Origin of the sequence: Streptococcus sp. k-402 (assembly GCF_013277515.1) — a bacterium.
In the GTDB taxonomy this organism is placed as follows: Bacteria; Bacillota; Bacilli; order Lactobacillales; family Streptococcaceae; genus Streptococcus.
On record NZ_VMNB01000004.1, the window covers coordinates 203,741 to 229,016 of the forward strand.

Here is a 25,276-nt window from a genome sequence, read left to right on the forward strand (position 1 = left end):
TGACCCAACCAGTTGCCATCGCACCAGTAGAACTCAAGTAGTACCATTTATCCGCTTCCTGATGCCAGCCTTTCACCACTTCACCAGCAGATGTATAAAAATACCACGCACCATTTTCTTGCTTCCAACCAGTCGTTATTGGAACTTTAGTCTCAGTTTTAATAACATCTCCTACATAAGATTGGAGGTAACGAGGAGCAAAAGAAGTAAGAGGAGAGTTTGCTACCATTCTATCTGAAGACCCCAAAGATAATTTATCCTTCTCTGACTTCCTTTCTGTCATCTCCTCAGATACATTTTCTCTTACTGTATTCATGGTCTCGACAGGATTTTCTTTCGCATCTTCAGGAATTCTACTGCCAGCTAGTGTAACTGGTAAATCATGCATACTGTCAATTCTACCGGCCAGTAGACCTGTAATTTCTTGACCTGCATCTTCTTTATTAAAGGTGAAAAGTAGAGTTTTTTGATCTGCTTGGGTCAAGAAGGTAGCTTTGTGTCCATTCGCTAAAGTCAAAGTCGGAATAGAATTTACTAGTACCTCAGAATCAAATTGCATAGCTAAGATACCTTGTTCTGCATCCTCTTCTTCTGTTTCCAATTTACGAACGTCCCTGATAGTTACACTCGTTGGATATACCGGATCTTTTGTTAAAAATTCCCAGTTAAATTTTCTAAATGATAGGGTATAGGCATTCTGTCCTTTTTCAGTATGTTCATACAAGATACCATACTCCCCATTTCCTAATTCTTGGAGCGAATTATAGGCAAACTCTCCTTTTTGAATTGGTCTATGATGTAACCAAGTCAAGTCTCCGTTGTCCTCTACACGAGCCAAATGAGCCATTCCATTCGTCCGTTTAGGTCCCCCTGAATTGGTTAAAATGATGTATTCTTTTCCTTCGTGCATGGTGTGAATAGCAGCCATTTGGACATAAACATCTTTAACCTGATTGTATCTCTTGATTTCCTTGTCCCAAGTTTGCCCACCATCTTTACTTGTGGCAACCTGTAAATCACCCGTTAATCCTCTCATAAAGAGTTTCACATCACCATTATTTAACTGTACAGCAACTGACTCAGTATTTTGGGCAGGACTATTATTCATAGTTGAGGAATGAATTTTCCTTCTGCCTACCGTCCTATCATCATTAACAGCAGCTCCAGCCTGCCATGTTTCTCCATGGTCATCTGAATAAATCAAACGAGAAGACTGGGATCCGCTTAGATGGGAGATAGCATTGGTGGTATAAGTAGGAACTAAGATACGACCCTTGTGCTCTCCTGTTCTAAGCACAATTCCTGTACCTGGACCTGTTCCTAAAAATTTCATCCAATCTTGGCGAATTGATGGTGTAATATCTCTTGGTTGCGACCAAGTTTTCCCATCATCATCACTATAGGAAAGCCATAAATAACTAGTGTAGGCTACACGAAATGGATTTTTAGCAGACTGAGCAAAGTAAATATTCCCAAGAAGCTCTTCTCCTTTATAGAGGTCGCCCTTATCTCTGTAGGCTTCTTCTTTTGGATCCACTACAACGCGATAATCTGTTTTTTGATTATTTGCATCATATACTTCTCCGTTTTCTCGAACAGTATATGCTTGATTTTCCCCTTGTTTATATAGTAATTGATAGTGCTTGTCTCCAACTTGTTGATAAGCTTTTTGAGGTTTGTTTGGCATTCCAAAGACAGCTCGACCCTCTGGAAACATATCGTAGATTGAAAAAATTCTCTTTGTGGTAGGATCTTGAACCAAGACCATATCAATATTAAGTGGAGATGGTGCCTGCGGATCTTTTGCTTCTGGATTGTCTCGCAGGTTGGTCAAGGTTAAGGTTGGCTGCCAAGTAGTTCCCCCATTCTCACTTCTCCTAACGACCATAGCAATATCTCCCCAGTCAGAATGGTGGAGACGACGCTGGTCTGCTCCTGCCAGTAATGTTCCTTTATCCGTACGTAGCAAAGCTGGAATCCGATAACTCTTAATTCCTTCACTATTTGGCTTATCATTGACACCACTCATAAACAACTCTTGCTTTTCTGTCAAGACTGCCCCTTCAGCAAGTGACGGCTCAATATCTGTCACATCAAATAACTGGCTACGTTTTTTGACTTCCTCTGGAGTTAGAGCACGATTGTATACAGTCAGATTACGAATAGAAAGATCTGAGCCCCACTTCAGTTCTCCTGCCCTATTAGTTGCACCTAACTGGAGTTTATCTACGTCCGGCATGTCTGCCAGGAATTTCCCTGACTTTTTATTCGTACGAGATAATACACCATTCACATAAAGACGAACCTGACCATTTGGACTATCCTTTCTTGGTCTTTCAACAGTAAAAGTAACCGAATTATACTTGCCTGGTCTAATCTTCAAAGGCGCATCTGTATAACTTCCATAAAATTGACTACCATCAGCTCCACGTCCCTCTATCAAAGCTGTCCCATTATTGATTGCCATTGTAAAGTACTCATTTACTTTAGTTGTACTGGAAGCAGAAAAGAGATTGTAAAAACTAGGACCATCAGCAGCCGGTTTGAACTCCACATGAACAGTTGCATTTTGGAGTCCCTTTACTTTCTCTAATTCATCAGACAAGTCTACTCTTTTTTCGTTTGAATCATTCGTCTCTAAGTCATCTTTTTCTATCACTGTTTCGACATTTTCTAAATCTCGTGCATAGTAATCTCTTGGAATTTTTTCTTCTTGCTTGTCTTCATGTTCTTGCTCATTACCAGAAAGTTCAGTCTCTGAAACAGACTCTACATGCTCTGCAGGAAGAGTTATATTTTCTCCTTCCTCAGAAGGCTGACTCTTTTCTGTATCAGTTAGGGTTGAGCTCCCCCCCCCCCCGAAAGTTGAGTTTCATTTGCCAGAGGTTGCTCACTTGCCCCTTCTTGAGCTAAAACAGGAGACGTTCCAAATACCACTGCTCCTACAATCATAGAAACCGCTCCTACCGATAGTTTCCTAATGCTATAACGACACTTACGTTCTTGAACACTCCGATTCATACTGATCCTCTCTATATCTATATCCCGATTTCTGAAATAAGACATTTACTCCAGAAAATACACTTAGTTTGTCTTTTCTTAACTTTCTTTTACTACAGTTCATTTAAATGACAAAAATGAACTAAACAAACTATCTCAAATCGGTGTCAATTTTCCCCTCTCCTTTCTCCAATCAGACTCCTGCCAATCTAGTTTATCTACCAGGACACCGCTGCAATTAAACTAAAATATCTCTTTATAAGCAAATTATTGGACATCAGCCTATGCTATTTACACCATACTTTCTGCTCAATCCTTATCGAACACTTTTTCAAATAGCTTTTCGTAGGCATAAATACTTATAGAAATAATGGGAAATATAATCAAGCTTACAATCAGAATCTTATCCAACTTAAAGGGGACAATCCCAAATAAGTGAAGAAATAAATCAATCAGAAAACTGTCGAAAAAAACTGTCAAAAGTAGTTCAACTTGTCTTTTTCTCTGCTTTTTTGTCTTGAATGCCTTAAATATCATATTATTCCCCTTTTCTAAGCTTCAATCCCTTCTCTCTATCTGTCATTTCGCATAGCTGCTACTATTTTTACAGCAATCTATCTTTAAATATACATAAAGATAAGATTCTATCACTTTTTATAAGTGTTAGCAAATTTATTATACCTCATTTTTAAAACGCTTTCAATATAGTGTGATATAATAGATTTTAGTTTCAAGAAACTCTTTTATATAATAATGTCCTTGAAAGTAGTTTCAGCTGAACATTTATAGTCCATAAAAAGAAAACAGAGACTCATCTGTTTTTATACTCAATGAAAATCAAAGACCAAACTAAGAAGCTAGCCGCATGATGCTCAAGACACTGTTTTGAGGTTACAGATGAAAGCTGACGTGGTTTGAAGAGATTTTTGGAAAGTATTAACACCTACAGACAAGCCTGACGATAGCAAGAACTACTCTACTCGATAGGTATCGGCTTTTGCTTTCTGAAAAAAATTATTTTAAGCAATTTGACAAAGCTAGCAACAAAAAATTCTATAAATATTTCCATGATAAAACGCATAGTATCAAGCTTGTTCAATACCTGATACTATGCGTGTTTGTGATTTTTAAGATTTTGTGCTTAGAGTCGACTCCTTATTTTAGATATTTAAAAGGAATCTCACTCCCACAGAGCCAGTTATAAACCTGGTCATTGACAAAAACATTCATGGCTTCGTGGGCATACTCAGGCATGATACGATAGGTTTTATCGCAGGTCAGACGATTATAAATCGCAAACTGGGTAATGGGATAGCAAACATCGTCGTCCAAGCCTGTAATCATCTTAACTTCACCCTTGATACGATGAGCAAGATTTTTCACATCGATATAGGCAAGAGTCGCCATGATTTCCTCCTCTGTTTCATGGAAGGGGTCGTGAAACTTGAAATAACGGAAAAGTTCGTCATAGGCCTCACTGGTATTCCCAATCTCAAGGACTCGTCTGAAGTCTGACAAGAAAGGATAGATCGCAACAGTTTTCTCAATTCTAGGATTGAGCGCTGCTGCAACCAGAGCTAAAGCCCCTCCTTGAGAGGCACCATAGCTGGAAAGTCGCTTCTCATCCACCTGAGGCAGACTAGCAATAATTTCAACCAACTGGTAAATGTCCAGATAAACATCCTTATAAAAGAGATGATCCCGACCTTCCACAGCACCACGGATGATATGCCCCTTAACGGTATTCCCTAGAGGAGAACGCAAGCCGTCTTGCGAGTAACCTGACTGGCCTCGAACGTCCATGGAAACAACACCGTAACCAGCTACTGTGAAGGCCAGCATGTCGGTCCAATCCCAACCACGTCCCATATAACCATGAAAATGGAAGATTAGAGGAACCTTCTCCTCACTCTTTGGAAGAACGACGCATGCATAGATCTTGCCTTCATTGCTTCCTTCAAAAGTTAACTCATAGCACTTGACTTGAGGGATGTGAAAATCTCTTTCCTCCAACTGGTAGGCTGGAAGCGTGGAAACTTTTTTCACTTCCCCATCCCAGAAAACATCAAAGTCTTCTGGGACCCCATCTCTTCCTAGATAGGTCTTCATTTCTTCTAATAAAGCCGGATTTTTCATAGCATGCTCCTTTTATTTTGTAATCACTATCACAACTGTAGCATATCTATGTAATCAATGCAAGAAAGAAGGGTAAATAGAAAGTGAATTTAGATTCTTTACTTTTAGGATGATGGGCTGAAAGTAGTTTTAGAAACGAAAAAAGAGCATTTCGCTCTCTCTTCTGTTTATACTAGTTTTTTGCTTCCTTCTTTTGGAAAGTAGTTTGGTAATTTACTTTAATCGTTACTGTCATGTGAGAGTCCTCGTTTCTTTTTGATGACTCTAGTATAAGAGCCAAACCTGAAAGCTAGCTTAAGTTTTCCTTAGAGAAAGCTTAAGCCAGATGTTCTTTCTTTTCCAGATGAAGGGCAATCATGCACCACTCTGGATCCTCTTGCCAAATTTCTGTGTAACGAAAAAAGAGCATTTCGCTCTCTCTTCTGTTTATACTAGTTTTTTGCTTCTTTCTTCTGGAAAGTGGTTTGGTAATTTACTTTAATCGTTACTGTCATGTGAGAGTCCTCGTTTCTTTTTGATGACTCTAGTATAAGGGTCAAACCTGAAAGCTAGCTTAAGTTTTCCTTAGAGAAAGCTTAATCCAGATGTTCTTTCTTTTCCAAATGAAGGGCAATCATGCGCCATTCCGGATCCTCTTGCCAAGCTTCTATCGAACTAATATAGCTAGCCACTTTTCTGGCTTCTTCTAAAATCGGAAAATCTTCGATAATATCAGCCACTTGAAACTCTGGCAGTCCTGACTGTCTGGTTCCAAAAATCTCACCTGAACCCCGCATTTTCAAATCTTCTTCGGCCAGAACAAATCCATTAGTGGTTTCCGTCATGATGCGCATGCGGTCTTTCCCAGAATCAGTCTTGGGATTGGCAACGAGAACAGCATAAGACTGCTTGTCTCCCCGACCGACACGACCTCTGAGCTGGTGAAGCTGGCTGAGACCGAACCGATCGGCATCCATGATGATCATGACAGTCGCATTTGGAACATTGACCCCGACCTCGATAACTGTCGTAGAAACCAGAATATCCGTCTTTCTCTCCTTGAAATCCTGCATAATCTGGTCTTTTTCGTCACTCTTCATCTTACCATGTAGAAGAGCCACATTTGCCTTACCTGCAAAATGAGCTGTCAATTCCTCTGATAAGGCAATGGCATTTTTCAAATCCAGAGCTTCTGATTCTTCAATCAAGGGAGAGATGACATAGGCTTGAGAACCTTTTTGGATTTCCCCCTCTAACCAAGTCAAGACCTGAGGTAGTTGCTCATGCTTGATCCAGCGTGTCACAATAGGCTTCCGTCCTGCTGGCATCTGGTCAATAATGGAAACATCCATATCGCCAAAGGCTGTAATAGCAAGCGTCCGTGGAATCGGTGTCGCCGTCATCATGAGAACGTCTGGATTGTCGCCTTTTTCCCGTAAAATACTCCTTTGCCTCACACCAAAACGGTGCTGCTCATCGATAATGATCAAGCCAAGACGAGCATAATCTACTCCATCCTGAATCAGAGCGTGGGTTCCGATAATCAAATCAGCCTCACCCTTGGCAATGGTCTCCAAGACTTCTCTCTTTTCTGCAGCTTTCAAGGAACCTGTCAAGAGAGCCAGTTTCAAATTAGGAAAAAGGTTCTGTAAACTCTCAAAGTGTTGCTCTGCGAGGATTTCTGTTGGTACCATGAGGGCTGATTGGTAGCCAGCCGTCACTGCCGCAAACATGGCCAAGCCAGCGACGACTGTTTTTCCACTCCCCACATCTCCTTGCAAGAGACGATTCATGTGATGGTCGGACTTCATGTCTGTCAAAATTTCCTGCAAACTCTTTTCCTGAGCTAGAGTCAGAGAAAAAGGTAGATTTTCTTTAACTGCTGTCACTTTTTTCTGAGACCAATCCAGAACCAGACCACTTCCCTGAACTCTATTTTCAAACTTGAGCGTCTGCAATTGCATTTGAAAGTAAAAGAGTTCCTCAAACTTGATACGGCGAAGAGCCTGCTTGTATTCTGCCAAATCCTTGGGAAAATGCATAGCACGAACTGCCTGACAACGGGACATGAGTTTGTATTTGTCCAGTAAAGACTGGGGAAGATTTTCCTCAATCAAGAGGTCCAGTCCCTGATCAAAAGCCGTCTTGATGACCTTAACCAGACTGGCCTGACTGATTCCCTGAGCCAAGCGATAGACAGGTTGGAGGTCATCTTCCACCTGAGCCAGGACCTTCATTCCAGTCAAACTAGCCTTGGCACGATCCCATTTTCCAAAGACAGCAAGAGTTGCTCCCAACTCTATCTTATCTGCTAGATAGGGCTGGTTAAAGAAATTCACCGCAAAAACAACTTCTCCCTGCTTGAGGCTAAAACGCAGGCGATTGCGCTTGAAACCATAATACTGGACACTAGCAGGAGTCACGACTTGACCAGAAAGAACCGCCTTTTCACCGTCTTCTAGTTCCAATACTTGCTTGGTCTTGAAATCTTCATAACGGAAAGGAAAGTAGAGCAAGAGGTCTTGCAAATTTTCAATTCCTAGTTTGGCGTATTTTTCTGCTGACTTTGGTCCCACACCAGGCAAGACATGCAAGGGTTGATGTAGATTCATGCTCCACTCCTTTCTTTTCTAATCATATTCTCTCGGAATACGGTCGCTGAGGAGGCAAACCACCTCATAGTTAATGGTTTCGCGGTAGGTCGCTACCTGAGTTGCAGTGATTTCCTTGTCACCGTTTGTGCCAATCATGGTTACTTTTGTTCCCAGCGGATAAATCTTAGGCAAACGAATGGTGATTTGGTCCATCGAAACCCTGCCGACGATTGGGCAGGCTTGCCCATCTACCAAGACAGAGAAATTCTGCATGTCACGTGTCCAACCATCCGCATAGCCGATTGGCACGGTCGCGATGACTTGCTCGCTATCCGCCTGATAGGTCGCTCCATAGCCCATGCAAGCTCCAGCTGGAACTGTCTTGACATGAACCAGAGCAGATTCCAAGGTCAAGGCTGGTTTCAAGTCATAGGGCAAGTCCAAGACCTCTCCGCTAGGGTTAAGACCATACATAGCATCTCCCATACGAACCGCATTGAAAATAGTCTCTGCATGCCAAAGGGTCGTTGCAGAGTTACTAGCATGAACTAGCTCTGGCACTTCCTTCATACTAGCCAAAATAGTTTTAAATCTCTCTAACTGGGCATTAAAGTAGGCATCTGATTCCTCATCTGCAGTAGCAAAGTGGGTAAAAATCCCTTCAACACCAGCACCATGTTGTTGGAGCAAGTCTTGAACCTGCTCGGCTTCACTAGCCTCTCGAAAACCAATCCGTCCCATTCCTGAATCAATCTTGAGGTGGACTGTCAAACCAGCTAAATCAGCTTCCTTAACTAAGAGTGCTTGAACCCACTCCAGTCCAGCCACAGTCAAGGTGATGTCGTATTCTTTAGCAATAGCAACTGCTTCGATTTCAGAAACTCCTAAAATGAGGATTCGTTTGCTGAGTCCAGCTTGTCTGAGTTCAATGGCTTCATCGATATTGGAAACGCAAAAGCCATCAACATCATCTTGAATAGCCGTCGCAACGGCAACAGATCCATGACCATAGGCATTGGCCTTGACCACAGCCCACTTGAGCGTTCCTTTAGGGATATGAGCTCCCATTTGCTGAATATTTTGTCGAATAGCTCCCAGATGAATCAGAGCCTTGGTTGGTCTATGTGGACTAGCTTTCATGATTTTCCTCCAAAATGACACTGGCTGTCACAAACTGATCTGTATGGCTGATAGACAGCCAAATCTTTCCTGAAAATGGTGCCTGACTAAAATAAGGTGCTCCGCGTTCATTGTTTAAGACTTCCAAATCCTGAAAACCGAGCTTACCAATACCCGTTCCCATGGCCTTGGAAAATGCCTCCTTAGCCGACCAGCGACCAGCCAAATATTCGATTTGTCTGCGCCCTTTAAGACTGGTGAAGCGTTCCATTTCCTTAGCGGTCAGCACGCGCTTAGCAAATCCTTCATGTCGTGTAACTGCGCTTTCTATCGAAGCTAATTCTTCGATGTCAATTCCGTGTCCAACTATCATTCTCATCAAAAGGAGTTGAGATTCCCCAACTCCATCCTTTTCACTTATTTTGTCAAGGTAGCATAAATCTCTTCTACCAAAGCCTCTGTATTTTCCCAACCTAGGCAAGGGTCAGTAATAGAGCAACCAAAGACCTCTGGTTGGTTTTGACGACCATCTGCTAGGTAAGATTCAATCATAAAGCCTCGAACCGTCTTTTTGATTTTCTCATTCCAATCACGATTTTGCAAGGTCTGGCGAACAATTCGAATCTGCTCCATATATTGCTTGCCGGAGTTATCATGGTTGGTGTCGATGAGGATAAAAGGATTTTCAAGTCCCATGGTCTCATAACGTTCAATGGCTTGGAGTAGATTTTCATAGTAGTAATTCGGCATATAATTGCCATACTCGTTAACTGCCCCACGGAGGATGACATGGGACAAAGGATTACCTGAAGTCTCAACTTCCTGACCATGATAAAGGAAGGTTTGCTTGTTTTGAGCAGCATAGATGGCGTTAAACATAACACCCAAATTTCCAGAGGTTGGATTTTTCATCCCTACTGGTGCATCAATCCCAGAAGCCACAAAGCGGTGCTCTTGGTCTTCCACAGAACGAGCACCAACGGCATGGTAGCTGACCAAGTCATCCACCAAGATCAGATTTGACGGATAAAGCATCTCATCTGCCGTCGTCAAGCCAGTCTCTGTAATCACGCGGTAGTGCAGCTGGCGCACAGCCTGCAAACCGTTAATCAGGCTTGGAGCCTTAGAAGTATCTGGCTGGTGAACCAAACCTTTATAGCCGTCTCCGTTGGTACGAGGTTTAGCTGTATAAACACGCATAACCATGAAAATCTTGTCCGCTACCCTCTTTTGCAAGGCGGATAAACGGCGAGCATATTCCAAGACAGCCTCTTCATTATCAGAAGAGCAAGGACCAATCACCAAGAGAATACGGTCATCTTCCCCTGAAATAATATCTGCCAATTCCCTGTCACGGCTTTCCTTGAGTCTCAAGGCTTCCGCAGACAATTGGGTTTCAGCCTTGATGACTTCCATATCGATTTCTTGACCTTTTTCAATAAATGCCATCTTATTCTCCTAACGTTTTGTAAATTTCTCTGACAAGAGCTTCTGTGTTATCCCAGCCCAGGCAAGGGTCTGTGATAGACTTACCAAATACTTCTGGCTCATTTTGTCGACCATCTTCCAGATAAGACTCAATCATAAAACCACGAACGTACTGCTTGATCTTTTCATTCCAATCACGGTTAATCAAGGTCTGGCGGACAATTCGGATCTGTTCCATATACTGCTTACCAGAATTGTCATGATTGGTATCAATGATGATAAAAGGATTTTCCAAGCCCATTTTCTCATACTGGGCAATGGTATCAATTAAATTGTCATAATAGTAGTTGGGAATATTTTTTCCATATTCATTAAGAGCACCACGAAGAATGGCGTGCGAAAGCGGGTTCCCAGTTGTTTCCACTTCTTTTCCTAGGAAAAGGAAACTTTGTTTGTTTTGAGCAGCATAAATCCCATTAAACATAACATTGAGATTTCCAGAGGTTGGATTTTTAAAACCAGTAGAAAATCCTGCCCCACTTGCCACAAAGCGGTGTTGCTGGTCTTCAACTGAACGGGCACCAACAGCCATGTAAGAAATCAAATCATCTACAAGCGGCAGATTTTCAGGATAAAGCATTTCATCAGCTGTTGTCATACCAGTTTCCGTGATGACACGATAGTGAAGATGGCGAACTGCTTTGATTCCATTGATAAGACTAGGCGCTTCTGTCGCATTAGGCTGGTGAATCAAGCCCTTATAGCCATCTCCGTTGGTACGAGGTTTGGCTGTATAAACACGCATAACCATAAAGATACGGTCTGCCACTTCTTCTTGTAAGACTGCCAAACGCTTAGCGTACTCAAGAACAGCTTCTTCATTGTCAGATGAGCATGGCCCGATTACCAAGAGAATTCGTTGGTCTTCTCCACATATAATGGCTTCTAGCTCTTGATCACGCTGTGATTTTCTCTCCAAAGCCCGACCTTCTAATTTTGACAAGGCACGAACTTCTTCAATATTGATTTTAGGACTTTTTGCTGTAAATACCATAACTCATCTCCTTATAAAGCAAACGGATACCAAGTAAAAATTTACTTTTCACAAGGTATCCGCCTCTAAACTATCTCATTTTATTGTCTTTTACCGTGACAGTTTTTAAACTTCTTACCAGAACCACATGGGCAAAGTTCATTGCGTCCAATCTGGCTCAAATCCAAATCTTCTGGCATACTTGCTTGGTGGGCAGCGATATTGCGAGTCGCTGTTGTACTGATATGGCGTTCTGCCTGTGGTCTTTCTTGTTCGTGAATTTGTGCTTTCATCATCAAACGTGTCACATCAAACTCAATCGAACCAATCATATCATTAAACATACGGAAACCTTCTGCCTGATACTCAACAACAGGGTTGTTCTGAGCATAGCCACGAAGTCCAACCGCGTTACGCAATTGATCAAGGGCATCGATATGATCTGTCCACTTGTTATCCACCACTCGTAGAATCAAAACTTTTTGGAATTCTTTAACTGCTTCTTCATCACGTAGTTTTGAAACCTGACTATCGTAAACTTGCAAGGCACGTTGGAAAAGCTCTTCCTTAATAGCCTTATCAGACAAACCTGACAAGTCTTCCATCGTAATAGAATCTTCTGGAAGCAAGTTGTACTTAGCAAAGTTCAAAATCGCTTCTAGTTTTTCATCTTGTTTGGCACGCGCATGACCATCAACGACACGTTCAATCGTGCGTTTGATCATAGACTGAATTTCAGGTGCCAAGTCACGGTCTGCAGTAATGACATCGTAACGTTGAGCATAGATAATCTCACGTTGTTCACGCATGACGTCATCGTATTGAAGGACTTGTTTACGGGTATCGTAGTTATTTCCTTCGACACGTTTTTGCGCTGCTTCAACCTGACGCGTCAACATACGAGACTCAATCGCCTCTTCAGACATGTTGAGACGTTCAAAGATTCCCTTCAAGCGTTCAGAACCAAAACGTTTCATCAAGTCATCTTCAAGAGAGAGGTAGAATTGTGACTCACCTGGGTCTCCTTGACGACCTGAACGTCCACGAAGCTGGTTATCGATACGACGACTTTCATGACGTTCTGTACCAATCACACAAAGTCCACCTAATTCGCGAACCCCTTCACCAAGCTTGATGTCGGTACCACGACCGGCCATGTTGGTTGCGATAGTAACAGCACCACGTTGACCAGCATTCATGATGATTTGGGCTTCTCTATAGTGGTTTTTGGCATTCAAGACTTCGTGAGGAACGCCAGCTGCGACTAATTTCTTAGAAATGTAGTCACTAGTTTCAACCGCTACTGTACCAACCAAGACAGGCTGACCTTTTTGGTAACGAGCCTTAACGTCTTCGACAACCGCCTTAAACTTAGCCTCGATACTTGCATAAAGAAGGTCTGAGTGGTCAATACGTTGAACAGGGCGGTTTGTTGGGATTGGAATCACACGAATGTTGTAGATTTCACGGAATTCTTCTTCCTCAGTCTTACCTGTACCCGTCATACCTGACAATTTCTTGTACATACGGAAAAGGTTTTGGTAAGTGATTGAGGCAGATGTCTTGGTTTCATCCTGGATTGGCACACCTTCTTTAGCTTCAATAGCTTGGTGCAATCCATCAGAATAACGACGACCTTCCATGGTACGACCTGTAAATTGGTCGACAATCAAGATTTCTTGCTCTTCGCTCACCACATAGTCAATATCGAGAAGCATGATGTAGTTAGCACGAAGGGCATTATCGATAAAGTGAGTCAGAGCTACGTTTTCGATGTCATAGAGGTTTTCAAGCTTGAAGTAGCTTTCAGCCTTGTCAATCCCTGAATCAGACAAACCAATAGTCTTAGACTGCACATCGATGATGTAGTCGTCTTTGTCCAAAGATTTTACATAGTGGTCTGCCATATGGTAGAGCTGACTAGTTTCAACTGCGTTAGCACCTGATACAATCAATGGTGTACGAGCCTCGTCAATCAAGATAGAGTCAACCTCATCGACCAAGGCATAGTTGAGCGGACGTTGTACCATGTTTTCAGCGCGAACGACCATGTTGTCACGAAGGTAGTCAAATCCGATTTCTGAGTTGGTTGAGTAAGTAATATCACACTCATAGGCTTCTTTTTTCTCCATTGGAGATTTGGCAGCCAAGTTAATCCCTACTGACAAACCAAGCCATGAGTACAATTCACCCATCTCAGTCGCATCACGTTCTGACAAGTATTCATTGACCGTAACTACGTGAACCCCTTTACCTGAAAGGGCATTGAGGTATACGGGCATAGTCGCAGTCAAGGTTTTCCCTTCCCCTGTACGCATTTCTGGCACGTCACCATGGTGAAGAACGATTCCCCCCATGACCTGAACCTTATATGGGAAGAGACCTAGGACACGTTTGGCACCCTCACGGACAACCGCAAATGCTTCATAAAGCAATGAATCCAGCGATTCTCCATTTTGATAACGTTCTTTAAATTCAACTGTTTTTGCTTTTAGTTGGTCATCTGTCAAAGCAGCCATTTGGTCTTCGTATTTGAAAACCTTGTCAGCCATCTTTTCCAGACGACGGATTTCTCCTTTATCATTTTCGATAATTGTTTTTAAAATATTAGCCATGTTTTTCCTTACTTTAAATTCCGAATATTTTAGAATGTTCTTTTAATTTTAGCACAATTACTGATTATTTTCAAGGAAGAATCCCCATTTTGAAAAGGAAAAAGAGGCTAGTTTCCAAGCTAACCTCTCTGACTTTTATGATGCTTTAATTGCCAACAAAAATCGGCAAAATCGCAAATAGGATAAATAGATTTATCCAAAGAGAAAAACAGCAGATCAATCCAAAAACAAAGAGACTGACTTTCTTGGACAGCAAGGCCATCAAAATCGACAGAATTCCAAAAACTAGCAAGACTTTCTGTATGCTGAAGAGGTCAATCTTCCCCCCCAGAATCGGACTGCCCCAAGGAAGAAAGAAGAAAGCAATCCAGATCAACAGAACTAAACCAATATAGACCTTAGAATAGCGTGTAATAAATGATTTTAGATGTGCCATAAGCTACCTCCTAGGATTGTATATCCTTTATATATTGTATATGTCCGTTTTCGACAACTAATACATCTGTACAAAGATCTGAAATATCTTCCGATATGTGTGACGTCAGGATAACCAGACTATTTTCTTTTTTCAGGTAAGATAAAATGACCTGTTTGGTTAACCTCACACTCTTCTCATCTAAAGCATTCATAGGTTCATCGAGAAAGAGTATAGATGGTTCGGCAATAAAGGCTTGAATCAAGGCCATTTTTTGTTTCGTTCCTAAGGATAAATGACGGTACTCAACGTCTTCAAATTCCTGTAAATCATAATATTGGATCCAATCGGCAATTCTTTTTTCCGTAACTTTAGATGAAAAACACCTTAACAATTCCAAATTTTCTCTAAGGGATAAATGAGATAAAAACTCGACTTTTTCAATTAAAACCCCTGCATCCTGAATATAATGATTTTTTATCCCATAGACTTCCCCATCTTGAAGAACTTTTCCTTTATCAAGCTTAATATAACCAGCAAGTATCTTTAAAAGAACTGTCTTACCAGATCCATTATCACCTTTAAGACCATAAATATTTCCTGATTGAAAGACCAGATTCAACTCATTTAAAATAGGTCTTTTCCCATAAATTTTCTGTCCATTTATAATTTCAAGTCTCATCGTTTATCCTTTCTTAAATTTCTCTTCCAAGCGACTAACAATCAACATAACTAATAAACTTAAGAGTACTAAATACACTGTTACAATATGATCCATCATCCATTCTTGTCCCACAAATGCTAAAAAATAGAGAAAAAAGGAAAAACCAGCGCCCGCACTAATAAGTGCTATCAGATAAGACAGTAGTAAGTACAAGATCATTAACTGAGCAAGTAAAAAGAAAAGTGCGACTGTTTTGAAATGAATTCCTAGAGGAAGTAAACCAAGGAACCAGACAAATAAATCTTGAATAAAAAATTTAGAGATGACAACCAATCGTTTCCTTGTATAATCGAAAAAGGAGGTTGATTGATAGCGGATCAAGTGATGGTAATGGTCTGCCAAATCAGTTTCAAGTAAAATGACAGAGAGCCATCCTACCATGAAAAGCGAAAGATTTAACAAGAGTTTGGGGATTTCTAAATTCGCTTCAGAATAGTCATTATAGGAAAAGATTGAAATCAATTCCCTCTTGAAAAAGAGAAAAACATCCTGCTTTTGAACCGCTATTGACAATAGATAGTTAATCAAAATCATCATCAGAACTATACGAAGTAGTAAAACGATCTTTCTCTTTAGCCAAATATTGTTAAAGTTCTTAAACATTATCTTCATATTTTTTAAGTACCATATAGGGGACAATATAAAGGATATAAGGAGTAAAGAGTCTCATCAAACTTACATCCCCATAGCTAGCTTGCATCAAACTCGTCATAGGAACCATATAGTATGGCAAGATACTATAGAGCATCATAGAACCAAGCCAAAGAAACATCAAATAGGCAATTGCCGAACGAGTCACATTCCCTAAATAATCAACTATTTTAAAAAAATAGACTGCATTGATGAAAATACCGATTAGTAGGACACAAGTAAAGAACAAATAGCTTGTTATCTCTCCATCTAGGAGCCTTTGTAAACTACTCCCATCAGAAAATAGAGAATTCCATTCAAGAGGAGAAAAAGTCCCAAAGAAATAAGTTAAAATTGCAATTATCAGCACAGTCACTAAATATATCACACAAGGGATACTTGCAACTTGAAAAGTCAACTTTCTTTTTAACCCTTGATAACTCACTTCTCTTCCAATACTCAATCGTAAAACTTTATTTTTCAGCTCAATATATTGAAAACCTAGCAAAACAATGATGATTGGAATAATAAATGATTGATAAAAACCTAGATTGAACTGGAGAATACGAAAATCTAATGCTGATTTTAATAAGTCATTTTTAATTGCTTGTCCATCGAATTTAGCTAGATCGGGCGCATGAATATCAAAAAAGAAATAAGTCATCAAAACATCACGATAAACCAAAGCAAGAAAAAGCAAAGTAAGCAAGACATAAACAAATTTATGCCTTGCCAAAGTTAAGAGAGGAATCTTCATAAATTATACCTACTTTACGAATTAATTTGGTGACCAACTACCTGAAATGGCAGCTGATAAATCCCACCAATTTTGTCTTGCCATATCTGCTGCATAAACATAGCCAACCGTTGCCCAATTACCATGAGTTGAACGAGTACCACAGGTTGTTAACGATTCTCCACTACGAGCTTCTCCATTAGAATTTACTATACGATGCTTAACAGTCATGGGATGTAAATTTCTACAAGGATTTAAGTTCATGATATATTCCGCACCTTCATTTTCTTTGGTCAAATAACCTGTTCTCTTATAACTGGTAGTAATAACAAAATTACTAAAAGCACCTATCTGATTTGCTTCTACGAAAGTAGTTCCAACAGCACTTATCATTAAAACAGGAATAACCATTTTCAATAATTTTTTAGTTTTCATTTTTTCTGTTTCCTTTCATTTTTTATTCAAGAAGATTCCTTATAACTTCTATTTTAAATATAGACTTATTCTAAACGATGGTATATCATACAAATTCCTCCTTTACTTAATTATGTATGGACTCTAATTTCTTTATCCCCAAAACCACGTTTCAAACCAGATAAGTTGAATCCAACTCCAAATCAAAGATATAATAAATCCAGAGTTTTTCGGTAAATTCTTCAAATATTTTTTAAAGCCCATGACTTTTTCCCTCCTTTTTGATATAATAATACCACCTTTTTCTACGTTTTTTATAAATGTAGAAAATATTCACATTTACCTAGGAGGAACAATATGAGATGGGATTATGGACAAATTTTTAAAGAAATTCGAAAGTCAAAAGGATTGACCCAACAAGATGTATGTGGACAAGTCATACATCGAACAACTCTAACAAATATTGAACACGGTAAAGTTATTCCCAGTTTTGAAAACATGGTATTTCTTCTTGAACAAATTGATATGAGCTTAGCAGAATTCAAGTATATATGCAACGAATACCATCCTAGTGAAAGGCGAGATATTATTGTAGAGAGCCAAAATCCGTCTACTTTTCAAGATACTAGAAAAATGGTTGAACTCACTGAGAAGTGTCAAAAATATCTTAAGACACATCACGATGTTCCTATTCAAAATATCTATCGTCATACAAAAATTGTCACAGAGTTACGAACTAAAGGATTCAAAAACAACCACGTCTTGAAAGATTTGTATGAAGAAATTTGGGACTATCTTGAACCTATGGATACATGGTACATTAGTGATTTGAAATTACTTGGAACCATTCTCTTTTTCTTTCCTTCTGAAAATCTTCCCCTTCTTATTGATAGAATTATGAAAACCATCGAGAAATATAAATACTTCCGAGAAACAAAAGTATTTTTATCATCTTTTTTAGCCAATCTCTCCACTGTATATTTTCAACATCATTTATTCAAAGAATGTGAAACAATCACCCTACAACTTTTGGTATTAGCAGAAGAATTAAAAATATACGATATTCTTGGATTTTCTCAAGTACGCTTGGGAATACTACAACATAACTCCGATTTGATTGATAAAGGAATAACCTTATTACGACTAACCAAAGAAGAGTCATTAGTTAAAATACTCGAAAAAGAAATTAATGATTTTTCAAACCTATAATTTATAATAATTCTTATCGTTTTATTGTAGTAGATTGGAATAGAATGTGAACGAATCAATCAGGGGATCTAAAGCATTTTATACCAATGTTTTATAAGTTGTATTGTATTATTCCATATTCAATCCACTATACAAGACGAACACTTCTCTCAGGTTTCACGATTAAAATAAAAACGACTGTATCTATAGCTCCATAAACAAATCATAGATACAGTCATTTTTTAGTTCCTACACCTTCCTTTATTCACGCCTTTAGACTTCCCTAGTTCTCGTCTCAAGCGAAGCATTTTTTTGAAACAGAAATAAGTTAACCTATTCAGACCAATAGCTAGCAGAATAAAAAGAAACCAAATGCCCCATAACTTGATATCTGTCAAATTTCTCAAGACGATATTGAAAAACAGAACTGAAACAACTGCCCAAGCAAGGCTAAAAAGAGCATAGAGGGGAATGTAAAACCAGTAAAAATAGTAAAAAATTGGGAAAAATTTACTTTCTCTATTATCCTTTTCAATCCAGCTGAAAAAGTAAAACCAGGGAAATAAGATTATAAATTTAAACAAATGTTTCATCGACACCTCCTTTTTGATAGCGTTTTCTATTATTTTATTATATCAAAAAAATCTGGAAATGTCATTCCAGATTCTACTTTTTTATTTACGCTTTCTTGCGATGAGATGGATTGGAGTTCCCTCAAAGACAAAGGCCTTGCGGATTTGATTTTCCAAGAAACGCAGGTAAGAAAAGTGCATAAGCTCTTCTTCGTTGACAAAGATAACAAAGGTTGGTGGTTTGGTTGCCACTTGGGTCGCGTAGAAAATCTTAAGACGTTTTCCTTTGTCTGTCGGTGTTGGGTTGATGGCAATGGCATCCATGATGACATCGTTCAAGACAGCTGATGGAATACGTGTGTTTTGACTTTCACTGATTTGCTTGATCATCTCAGGAAGTTTGTGGAGGCGTTGCTTGGTCAAAGCGGATACAAAGATAATCGGGGCGTAAGGCAAGTATTGGAACTGCTCACGGATATCTTCTTCCCAGTTTTTCATGGTGTGGTTGTCTTTTTCAAGTGTATCCCACTTGTTGACCACGATAATCATCCCTTTACCAGCTTCATGGGCAAAACCTGCGATACGCTTATCGTATTCACGGATGCCTTCTTCCGCATTGATGACCATCAAGACCACATCAGAGCGGTCAATAGCTCGCATGGCACGCATGACAGAGTATTTCTCAGTATTTTCATAAACCTTACCAGACTTACGCATACCAGCCGTATCAATCATAGTAAATTCTTGGCCATCTGTATCTGTAAAGTGGGTATCAATGGCATCACGTGTTGTTCCAGCAACAGGACTAGCAATAACACGGTCTTCTCCCAAGATAGCATTGATCAAGCTTGATTTTCCGACGTTAGGACGACCAATCAAACTAAACTTAATGACATCTGGGTTTTCTTCTTCATATTCATTTGGAAGATTTTCTACAATAGCATCTAGCACATCCCCTGTACCGATACCATGGACAGATGAGATAGGCAATGGTTCACCCAAACCGAGGGCATAGAAATCATAGATATCATTTCGCATCTCAGGGTTGTCCACCTTGTTAACCGCGAGGATAACTGGTTTGTGGGTCTTATAAAGCTTACGGGCTACGTATTCGTCCGCATCGGTAATTCCTTCCTTACCAGACACCACAAAGACGATAACATCAGCTTCTTCCATGGCAATTTCTGCCTGGTGCTTGATTTGTTCCATAAAAGGAGCATCGACATCATCGATTCCTCCTGTATCAATCATGCTAAAGGAACGATTGAGCCACTCACCCGTTGCATAAATACGGTCACGTGTCACTCCTTCGACATCTTCTACAATGGAGATTCGCTCACCAGCGATCCGATTAAATAGGGTTGATTTCCCAACATTGGGACGTCCTACAATGGCAATAGTTGGTAGGGCCATAATTTCTCACTTTCTACAATAACTTCTTCTGTTCAAGATTTTTTCTAGTTGAGCTTGGTTCAGCTTGACCAAACTGTTCTGCTAGGCGCTGACTCCAGCTTGTGGTCGCACGCGCCCCAGCATAGTCCGCCTGTACACGGTCATAAGCCTCAATCACATCAACTGTTTGTTCCTGATATTCTTCCTCAAATACCACTTGAGTCAATGGCAAGCGAGGTTTGACTTCATGTTCTTCATTTGGCACACCTAGTGCCATCCCAAAGACAGGATAGGTGTAGTCAGGCAGGTTAAAGAGCTCTGCCACTTCTTCTGACTTGTATCGAACCAAACCGATAATCACACCACCATAGCCCAAGCTTTCAGCTGCCAACAAGGCGTTTTGTCCAGCAAGAGCTGCATCGACCGAACTAATCAAGAGACCTTCCACACCTTGGGGTTGGAAGGTGTCGGTATGAAGTCGGGCTCCCTTTTCTGCTCGGTTCAAATCTCCGACAAAGAGAAGGAAAACAGCAGACTGGCGAATGGCTTCTTGAGGTACCAATTCATACAAGGCATCTTTCTTCTCTTGACTTCGTACCACAATCACAGAGTAGGATTGGAAATTCTTCCAAGATGATGCCATCTGGGCTGCTGTCAGGATTTTAGTCAAATCTTCCTGAGGAAGGGCTTGCTCCTTAAATCTGCGCACTGAAGTGTGAGCCTTCATCAATTTGATTGTTTCTGTCATCGACGGTTCACTCCTTCTAAACGAGTCTCCTCGGCCAAATAACGAATGCGTTCCATGACCCGTCTGGCTTCCCAGGTTTCGTCATTTCCATGTTTCCCTTTAGCGAAATGCAACTCCAAATCTTCAAAGTTGAAGTTGGAGGTGAAAAAGGTCGGTAAATCTTCCTGCATCCGATATTGGAGAATAACCTGCAGGATTTCATCACGTACCCAAGCTGTTGATTGCTCAGCACCAATATCATCTAAAATCAGGACTTCAGACAGTTTAATCTCATCCACCAAGGTCTTAACATTGCCATCACCGATAGCATTTTTGACATCAATGACAAAGCTAGGATAGTGGAGGAGAGTGGAGGAAACACCACGTTTTTCTGATAAATCATGGGCTAAGGCAGCCACCATAAAACTTTTACCCACACCAAAGTCTCCATATAAGTAAAGACCTTTTCGAATAGTTGGATATTGTTCCACGAAGGCTAATAGCTTTTCAAAAACTGGCAAGCGTCCCAAATCATCCAAGTCAACTTGAGCCAAACTAGCGTTCTTGAGACTGGCTGGCAGATTGATTAACTTGAGGCGGTTCTTAATCGCCGCTTCTTTTTCAGCCGCGATTAGTTCAGGAGTTTCTTCGTAAGAAACGTCCGCATAGCCATGATTCATAACCAAAATCGGCTTGTAGCCTTTGGCAATATAATCTGTATCACCACGGAGAAACTTGTCACGCTCGGTGATGTACTGATTAAACTTGGAGATACTGCGATTTAATTCCTCTGGAGTCAAGGATTCTTGCTGGATAAAGGCCGCAACATCAGAGTCCTTCATGATTTTCTGGACCAAATCTTGATAATGAAAACGGCTAGGCTGACGTTTGAGTACGTCTCCGACACTTTCCATCTAATCTCCTCCTTTTTCTAATCGAGCTAATAGTTCTTGTTTCTTACGTTCTAGTTCCAGACGAGTTTCCTCGCTGGTTTCATTCTTATAATCTGGATTGCTCCACTTGGGTACATTGGACTTGGTAGGACTCGGTTTACTGCCTTTTTGAGCCTGACTCTTCTGCCCTCGCTCACGGATCCGAAGAACTGCCTCTTCTGCCGAATGAATCTTTTGATAGGCATAATCATTAGCCACCTTCATGGCATATTTCTCATTGATATTTGCCGAATCTACCTTATTAAAGGTCAATAAGAGAATAATATTGATGACTTCATCCAGCAAGCCCAAGCCAGCCATCTGTTGCAAGAGTTCTCTTTCTGTTTGGGTAATGGTCCCCTTGCGTGTTTGCTTGATTTCTGCCAAGAACTGCAGGGCAGTCTTACTTTTGGCTTCCTTGATAATGGTTGCTTCCTTAGGACTAAAGTCAGAGGAAATCGGTTTTTGAGCGATTTTTTCCCGCATGCGTTTGGTTGAAATAACCTGGGAAACAGCTGTTGACTTGGCCAATTGATAAGTTTCAAACCAAGTCCATTTCTTCTCCTCAGCAATGGCAAAGAGGTTCAAAACATCGGACTGCTCATCCGCAAAGCGAAGCCCATCTCGAGCCATCAGCTGACGAAAATGGTCTAAGTCAAAATCGTTGGCCACTTTCTTCTTGAGACCAAGGTCTTCTTGACTTCCTAGTTCTGCCAAGTCTGGAAAGACTTGGTTGAGTGAGACAGGTATTTCTTCACCATCAGCACTTTCAACTCCCAAATCCTCCACAGCTGCATCGCCAATCTTTTTCTCCAAAAGTCTGCGATAAACAGGATGTTCCAAGAAGTCCTGACTAGATAGAGGAGCATGGAGGGCTAGCTGATAAACATCCCCCTTTTGATAGAGGGTCAAGAGATTGAAAGCAGATAGGATTTTCAAGGATTTTAAAAGTCTATCCATCCCAAAGTTGAGATGGTTAAGAATGCTTGAAAAGAGGTATTCCTTTCTACCATTATCCCAAAAACTAATCGTATAAAGATAAAGGCTCAGTGCCTCCTGACCGATAATCGGGAGGTAGCACTGTACCAGAGATGAGGTATCTTGCGACACCCGATTATTCTTTAGATAAGAAAAACGGTCAATTGGCTTCATTTATCTTTCCTTTTTCTTTTTAGAGGACTGGGTGATTTGTTGGAGCAAGCTCTCTAACTCACTAACATCCTTAAAACTACGATAGACACTAGCAAAACGTACATAGGTAATCTCATCTAACTCAGCCAACTCCTCCATGACGAGTGAACCAATGTCCTCACTTTGAATTTCATTTTCATTTCGACCACGGAGTTTCTGTTCGATACGATTGACTACCATGTTGATTTCATCACTTGACACAGGACGTTTCTGGGCTGAGCGGATAATCCCATTAAAGATTTTATCTCTGGAGAATTGTTCCCGTGTGCCATCTTTTTTAACAACCACTAAGGTTCTTTCTTCTACCCGTTCGTAGGTTGTAAAACGGTGTTGGCATTCGTCGCACTCACGTCTTCTACGAATGGTGTTCCCTTCTTCTGCTTGGCGACTATCGATAACACTTGACTTGGTAGCCCCACATTTTGGACAACGCATCCTTTCCCTCCTTATCGTTTTCTTTTCATTATACCATTTTTTAAACGATTCCCAAAACAATTCTTCTTTTTGCTTGACAAGTTTTTTGTTTTGTTGTATTATTTAATTAAGACAAAAAGATAAAAGAAAGGAGACCAAGATGTCCTGGACATTTGACAACAAAAAACCCATCTATTTACAGATTATGGAGAAAATCAAGCTTCAGATTGTTTCCCATACACTGGAAGCCAATCAACAACTTCCAACCGTGAGAGAGCTAGCAAGCGAGGCCGGTGTCAATCCAAACACCATCCAAAGAGCCTTGTCAGACCTTGAACGAGAAGGATTTGTCTACAGCAAGCGCACAACTGGACGATTTGTGACTGAAGATAAAGAGCTGATCGCCCAATCGCGCAAACAACTATCCGAAGAAGAATTGGAACACTTCGTTTCCTCCATGACCCATTTTGGCTATGAAAAAGAAGAACTACCAAGCGTAGTCGGCGATTATATTAAAGGAGTTTAAGCCTATGTCATTACTAGCATTTGAAAATGTATCCAAATCATATGGAGCAACACCAGCCCTTGAAAATGTTTCCCTTGAGATCCCAGCTGGAAAAATTGTTGGTCTCCTTGGCCCAAACGGCTCAGGAAAAACAACCCTGATTAAACTAATCAATGGCCTCTTGCAACCAGATCAAGGACGTGTCCTGATCAACGACATGGATCCAAGCCCAGCAACCAAGGCTATCGTAGCTTATTTGCCAGATACGACCTATCTCAATGAGCAAATGAAGGTCAAAGAAGCCCTAACCTACTTCAAGACCTTCTATAAAGATTTCAATCTTGAACGCGCCCATCATCTACTTGCAGACCTGGGCATTGATGAAAATAGTCGTCTCAAGAAACTATCAAAAGGAAACAAGGAAAAGGTTCAACTGATTTTGGTTATGAGCCGTGATGCTCGTCTCTACGTTTTGGACGAACCCATTGGTGGGGTGGATCCAGCAGCCCGTGATTATATCCTCAATACCATTATCAACAACTACTCCCCAACTTCTACCGTTTTGATTTCTACCCACTTGATTTCTGATATCGAGCCAATCTTGGATGAAATTGTCTTCCTCAAAGACGGAAAAGTCGTCCGTCAAGGAAATGTAGATGACATTCGCTATGAGTCAGGTGAATCCATTGACCAACTCTTCCGTCAGGAATTTAAGGCTTAAGCAAAGGAGATTATTTATGTTTTGGAATTTAATTCGCTACGAATTTAAAAATGTTAACAAGTGGTATTTAGCCCTCTACGCAGCCGTGCTAGTCCTTTCTGCCCTTATCGGGATACAAGCACAGACCTATAACAATCTGCCTGTCAAAGAAAGCCAACCTGTTTTACTTACTTTTCTAGCCCTCGTCTTTGGTGGCTTGATGATTACACTTGGAATTTCAACTCTTTTCTTAATCATTAAACGCTTTAAAGGCAGTGTCTATGACCGACAAGGCTATCTGACTTTGACCTTGCCAGTTTCTGAACACCATATCATCACAACCAAACTAGTCGGTGCCTTTATCTGGTCGTTGATTAGCACTGCTGTCCTAGCTCTAAGTGCTGTTATTATTGTGACCATAACGGTTCCAGAATGGATCCCTCTTTCTTATGTGATTACATTTGTAGAAACACATATCCCTCAGATCTTTCTTACAGGTATATCCTTCCTACTAAATACCATTTCCAGCATCCTCTGCATCTACTTGGCTATTTCCATTGGACAGCTTTTCAATGAATACCGTACAGCACTCGCTGTTGCAGCCTACATTGGTATCCAAATCGTCATTGGATTTATTGAACTTTTCTTCAATCTTAGTTCTAATTTCTATGTCAATTCACTTGTAGGACTTAATGACCATTTCTATATGGGAGCAAGTATAAGCATTGTTGAAGAACTCATATTCATAGCTATCTTTTACCTCGGAACCTACTACATCTTGAGAAATAAGGTTAATTTGCAATAAAAAATGCCCAGCTAAAAAGCTGGGTTT

At 40.5% G+C, this 25,276-nt stretch carries 24 protein-coding genes and 1 pseudogene; 4 read left to right on the forward strand and 21 right to left on the reverse strand.

What is annotated here, in order from left to right:
* From HT724_RS03735 to HT724_RS03805, 15 genes and pseudogenes are all read right to left on the reverse strand, one after another.
* Positions 1-2,704: pseudogene (locus HT724_RS03735) on the reverse strand (sialidase domain-containing protein); the annotation flags it as partial.
* Positions 2,705-2,835: 131 nt separating this feature from the next.
* Positions 2,836-3,021: a YSIRK-type signal peptide-containing protein gene (locus HT724_RS10465; protein ID WP_057526992.1), complete on the reverse strand. Its 186-nt coding sequence runs from the start codon at positions 3,019-3,021 to the stop codon at positions 2,836-2,838.
* A gap of 288 nt (positions 3,022-3,309) precedes the next feature.
* Complete coding sequence (locus HT724_RS03745) at positions 3,310-3,537, reverse strand: hypothetical protein (RefSeq protein ID WP_050234264.1); 228 nt, start codon at positions 3,535-3,537, stop codon at positions 3,310-3,312.
* A 618-nt stretch (positions 3,538-4,155) separates the two neighbouring features.
* Positions 4,156-5,136, reverse strand: a complete 981-nt coding sequence (locus tag HT724_RS03750; RefSeq protein WP_173276530.1) for an acetylxylan esterase — start codon at positions 5,134-5,136, stop codon at positions 4,156-4,158.
* A gap of 575 nt (positions 5,137-5,711) precedes the next feature.
* Positions 5,712-7,727: an ATP-dependent DNA helicase RecG gene (recG, locus tag HT724_RS03755; RefSeq protein ID WP_173276529.1), complete on the reverse strand. Its 2,016-nt coding sequence runs from the start codon at positions 7,725-7,727 to the stop codon at positions 5,712-5,714.
* Between the two features lie 18 nt (positions 7,728-7,745).
* Positions 7,746-8,849, reverse strand: a complete 1,104-nt coding sequence (alr, locus tag HT724_RS03760) for an alanine racemase (protein WP_173276528.1) — start codon at positions 8,847-8,849, stop codon at positions 7,746-7,748.
* Positions 8,839-9,201: a holo-ACP synthase gene (acpS, locus tag HT724_RS03765; RefSeq protein WP_000635005.1), complete on the reverse strand. Its 363-nt coding sequence runs from the start codon at positions 9,199-9,201 to the stop codon at positions 8,839-8,841. The genes alr and acpS overlap by 11 nt, the downstream gene beginning before the upstream one ends.
* A gap of 44 nt (positions 9,202-9,245) precedes the next feature.
* Positions 9,246-10,277, reverse strand: a complete 1,032-nt coding sequence (locus HT724_RS03770; protein ID WP_050222442.1) for a 3-deoxy-7-phosphoheptulonate synthase — start codon at positions 10,275-10,277, stop codon at positions 9,246-9,248.
* A gap of 1 nt (position 10,278) precedes the next feature.
* A complete protein-coding gene (locus tag HT724_RS03775; protein WP_173276527.1) occupies positions 10,279-11,310 on the reverse strand; it encodes a 3-deoxy-7-phosphoheptulonate synthase in 1,032 nt (343 codons plus the stop codon).
* An 80-nt stretch (positions 11,311-11,390) separates the two neighbouring features.
* Positions 11,391-13,904: a preprotein translocase subunit SecA gene (gene secA, locus HT724_RS03780; RefSeq protein ID WP_050251536.1), complete on the reverse strand. Its 2,514-nt coding sequence runs from the start codon at positions 13,902-13,904 to the stop codon at positions 11,391-11,393.
* Positions 13,905-14,049: 145 nt separating this feature from the next.
* Positions 14,050-14,340, reverse strand: coding sequence for a hypothetical protein (locus tag HT724_RS03785; RefSeq protein ID WP_000940698.1), 291 nt, complete (start codon positions 14,338-14,340; stop codon positions 14,050-14,052).
* 10 nt (positions 14,341-14,350) lie between these two features.
* Positions 14,351-15,001, reverse strand: coding sequence for an ABC transporter ATP-binding protein (locus HT724_RS03790; protein WP_001235271.1), 651 nt, complete (start codon positions 14,999-15,001; stop codon positions 14,351-14,353).
* 3 nt (positions 15,002-15,004) lie between these two features.
* On the reverse strand, positions 15,005-15,646 hold the full coding sequence (locus tag HT724_RS03795) for a hypothetical protein (protein ID WP_000475785.1): 642 nt from the start codon (positions 15,644-15,646) through the stop codon (positions 15,005-15,007).
* Positions 15,639-16,430, reverse strand: a complete 792-nt coding sequence (locus HT724_RS03800) for a hypothetical protein (RefSeq protein WP_173276526.1) — start codon at positions 16,428-16,430, stop codon at positions 15,639-15,641. The genes HT724_RS03795 and HT724_RS03800 overlap by 8 nt, the downstream gene beginning before the upstream one ends.
* A 21-nt stretch (positions 16,431-16,451) precedes the next feature.
* The gene (locus HT724_RS03805; protein WP_000850412.1) at positions 16,452-16,844 is read right to left on the reverse strand and encodes a hypothetical protein; all 393 of its coding nucleotides are present in this window, start codon (positions 16,842-16,844) and stop codon (positions 16,452-16,454) included.
* A 336-nt stretch (positions 16,845-17,180) separates the two neighbouring features.
* On the opposite strand from HT724_RS03805, the gene rgg1518 reads away from it, so the two are divergent.
* On the forward strand, positions 17,181-18,032 hold the full coding sequence (gene rgg1518, locus HT724_RS03810; RefSeq protein WP_050973728.1) for an Rgg/GadR/MutR family transcriptional regulator Rgg1518: 852 nt from the start codon (positions 17,181-17,183) through the stop codon (positions 18,030-18,032).
* A 221-nt stretch (positions 18,033-18,253) separates the two neighbouring features.
* Here rgg1518 and HT724_RS03815 read toward each other — a convergent pair whose 3' ends face one another.
* From HT724_RS03815 to nrdR, 6 genes are all read right to left on the reverse strand, one after another.
* Positions 18,254-18,604, reverse strand: a complete 351-nt coding sequence (locus tag HT724_RS03815; RefSeq protein ID WP_054367326.1) for a hypothetical protein — start codon at positions 18,602-18,604, stop codon at positions 18,254-18,256.
* Between the two features lie 81 nt (positions 18,605-18,685).
* Complete coding sequence (der, locus tag HT724_RS03820) at positions 18,686-19,996, reverse strand: ribosome biogenesis GTPase Der (RefSeq protein WP_001207696.1); 1,311 nt, start codon at positions 19,994-19,996, stop codon at positions 18,686-18,688.
* 13 nt (positions 19,997-20,009) lie between these two features.
* Positions 20,010-20,723 carry an NADPH-dependent oxidoreductase gene (locus HT724_RS03825; protein WP_173276525.1) on the reverse strand — a complete coding sequence of 238 codons (714 nt, stop codon included), beginning with the start codon at positions 20,721-20,723 and terminating at the stop codon, positions 20,010-20,012.
* Entirely contained in the window at positions 20,720-21,616 is an 897-nt protein-coding gene (gene dnaI / locus HT724_RS03830) for a primosomal protein DnaI (protein ID WP_173276524.1), read from the reverse strand. The genes HT724_RS03825 and dnaI overlap by 4 nt, the downstream gene beginning before the upstream one ends.
* Entirely contained in the window at positions 21,617-22,786 is a 1,170-nt protein-coding gene (locus HT724_RS03835; protein ID WP_173276523.1) for a replication initiation and membrane attachment family protein, read from the reverse strand.
* Positions 22,787-23,260, reverse strand: a complete 474-nt coding sequence (nrdR, locus tag HT724_RS03840) for a transcriptional regulator NrdR (protein WP_001203672.1) — start codon at positions 23,258-23,260, stop codon at positions 22,787-22,789.
* A 139-nt stretch (positions 23,261-23,399) separates the two neighbouring features.
* Between nrdR and HT724_RS03845 the strand changes: the two genes are divergently transcribed.
* The 3 genes from HT724_RS03845 to HT724_RS03855 are packed head-to-tail and all read left to right on the forward strand — an operon-like array spanning position 23,400 to position 25,249.
* Positions 23,400-23,765 carry a GntR family transcriptional regulator gene (locus HT724_RS03845; protein WP_000119148.1) on the forward strand — a complete coding sequence of 122 codons (366 nt, stop codon included), beginning with the start codon at positions 23,400-23,402 and terminating at the stop codon, positions 23,763-23,765.
* A 4-nt stretch (positions 23,766-23,769) separates the two neighbouring features.
* Positions 23,770-24,465: an ABC transporter ATP-binding protein gene (locus HT724_RS03850; RefSeq protein ID WP_050073389.1), complete on the forward strand. Its 696-nt coding sequence runs from the start codon at positions 23,770-23,772 to the stop codon at positions 24,463-24,465.
* A 16-nt stretch (positions 24,466-24,481) separates the two neighbouring features.
* Positions 24,482-25,249 carry a hypothetical protein gene (locus HT724_RS03855; protein ID WP_173276522.1) on the forward strand — a complete coding sequence of 256 codons (768 nt, stop codon included), beginning with the start codon at positions 24,482-24,484 and terminating at the stop codon, positions 25,247-25,249.
* Positions 25,250-25,276: the final 27 nt, after the last annotated feature.

Coding starts and splice junctions, on each gene's coding strand:
- HT724_RS10465 (WP_057526992.1), bottom strand. CDS start 3,021: ATGAATCGGAGTGTTCAAGAACGTAAGTGTCGTTATAGCATTAGGAAA.
- HT724_RS03745 (WP_050234264.1), bottom strand. CDS start 3,537: ATGATATTTAAGGCATTCAAGACAAAAAAGCAGAGAAAAAGACAAGTT.
- HT724_RS03750 (WP_173276530.1), bottom strand. CDS start 5,136: ATGAAAAATCCGGCTTTATTAGAAGAAATGAAGACCTATCTAGGAAGA.
- recG (WP_173276529.1), bottom strand. CDS start 7,727: ATGAATCTACATCAACCCTTGCATGTCTTGCCTGGTGTGGGACCAAAG.
- alr (WP_173276528.1), bottom strand. CDS start 8,849: ATGAAAGCTAGTCCACATAGACCAACCAAGGCTCTGATTCATCTGGGA.
- acpS (WP_000635005.1), bottom strand. CDS start 9,201: ATGATAGTTGGACACGGAATTGACATCGAAGAATTAGCTTCGATAGAA.
- HT724_RS03770 (WP_050222442.1), bottom strand. CDS start 10,277: ATGGCATTTATTGAAAAAGGTCAAGAAATCGATATGGAAGTCATCAAG.
- HT724_RS03775 (WP_173276527.1), bottom strand. CDS start 11,310: ATGGTATTTACAGCAAAAAGTCCTAAAATCAATATTGAAGAAGTTCGT.
- secA (WP_050251536.1), bottom strand. CDS start 13,904: ATGGCTAATATTTTAAAAACAATTATCGAAAATGATAAAGGAGAAATC.
- HT724_RS03785 (WP_000940698.1), bottom strand. CDS start 14,340: ATGGCACATCTAAAATCATTTATTACACGCTATTCTAAGGTCTATATT.
- HT724_RS03790 (WP_001235271.1), bottom strand. CDS start 15,001: ATGAGACTTGAAATTATAAATGGACAGAAAATTTATGGGAAAAGACCT.
- HT724_RS03795 (WP_000475785.1), bottom strand. CDS start 15,646: ATGTTTAAGAACTTTAACAATATTTGGCTAAAGAGAAAGATCGTTTTA.
- HT724_RS03800 (WP_173276526.1), bottom strand. CDS start 16,430: ATGAAGATTCCTCTCTTAACTTTGGCAAGGCATAAATTTGTTTATGTC.
- HT724_RS03805 (WP_000850412.1), bottom strand. CDS start 16,844: ATGAAAACTAAAAAATTATTGAAAATGGTTATTCCTGTTTTAATGATA.
- rgg1518 (WP_050973728.1), top strand. CDS start 17,181: ATGAGATGGGATTATGGACAAATTTTTAAAGAAATTCGAAAGTCAAAA.
- HT724_RS03815 (WP_054367326.1), bottom strand. CDS start 18,604: ATGAAACATTTGTTTAAATTTATAATCTTATTTCCCTGGTTTTACTTT.
- der (WP_001207696.1), bottom strand. CDS start 19,996: ATGGCCCTACCAACTATTGCCATTGTAGGACGTCCCAATGTTGGGAAA.
- HT724_RS03825 (WP_173276525.1), bottom strand. CDS start 20,723: ATGACAGAAACAATCAAATTGATGAAGGCTCACACTTCAGTGCGCAGA.
- dnaI (WP_173276524.1), bottom strand. CDS start 21,616: ATGGAAAGTGTCGGAGACGTACTCAAACGTCAGCCTAGCCGTTTTCAT.
- HT724_RS03835 (WP_173276523.1), bottom strand. CDS start 22,786: ATGAAGCCAATTGACCGTTTTTCTTATCTAAAGAATAATCGGGTGTCG.
- nrdR (WP_001203672.1), bottom strand. CDS start 23,260: ATGCGTTGTCCAAAATGTGGGGCTACCAAGTCAAGTGTTATCGATAGT.
- HT724_RS03845 (WP_000119148.1), top strand. CDS start 23,400: ATGTCCTGGACATTTGACAACAAAAAACCCATCTATTTACAGATTATG.
- HT724_RS03850 (WP_050073389.1), top strand. CDS start 23,770: ATGTCATTACTAGCATTTGAAAATGTATCCAAATCATATGGAGCAACA.
- HT724_RS03855 (WP_173276522.1), top strand. CDS start 24,482: ATGTTTTGGAATTTAATTCGCTACGAATTTAAAAATGTTAACAAGTGG.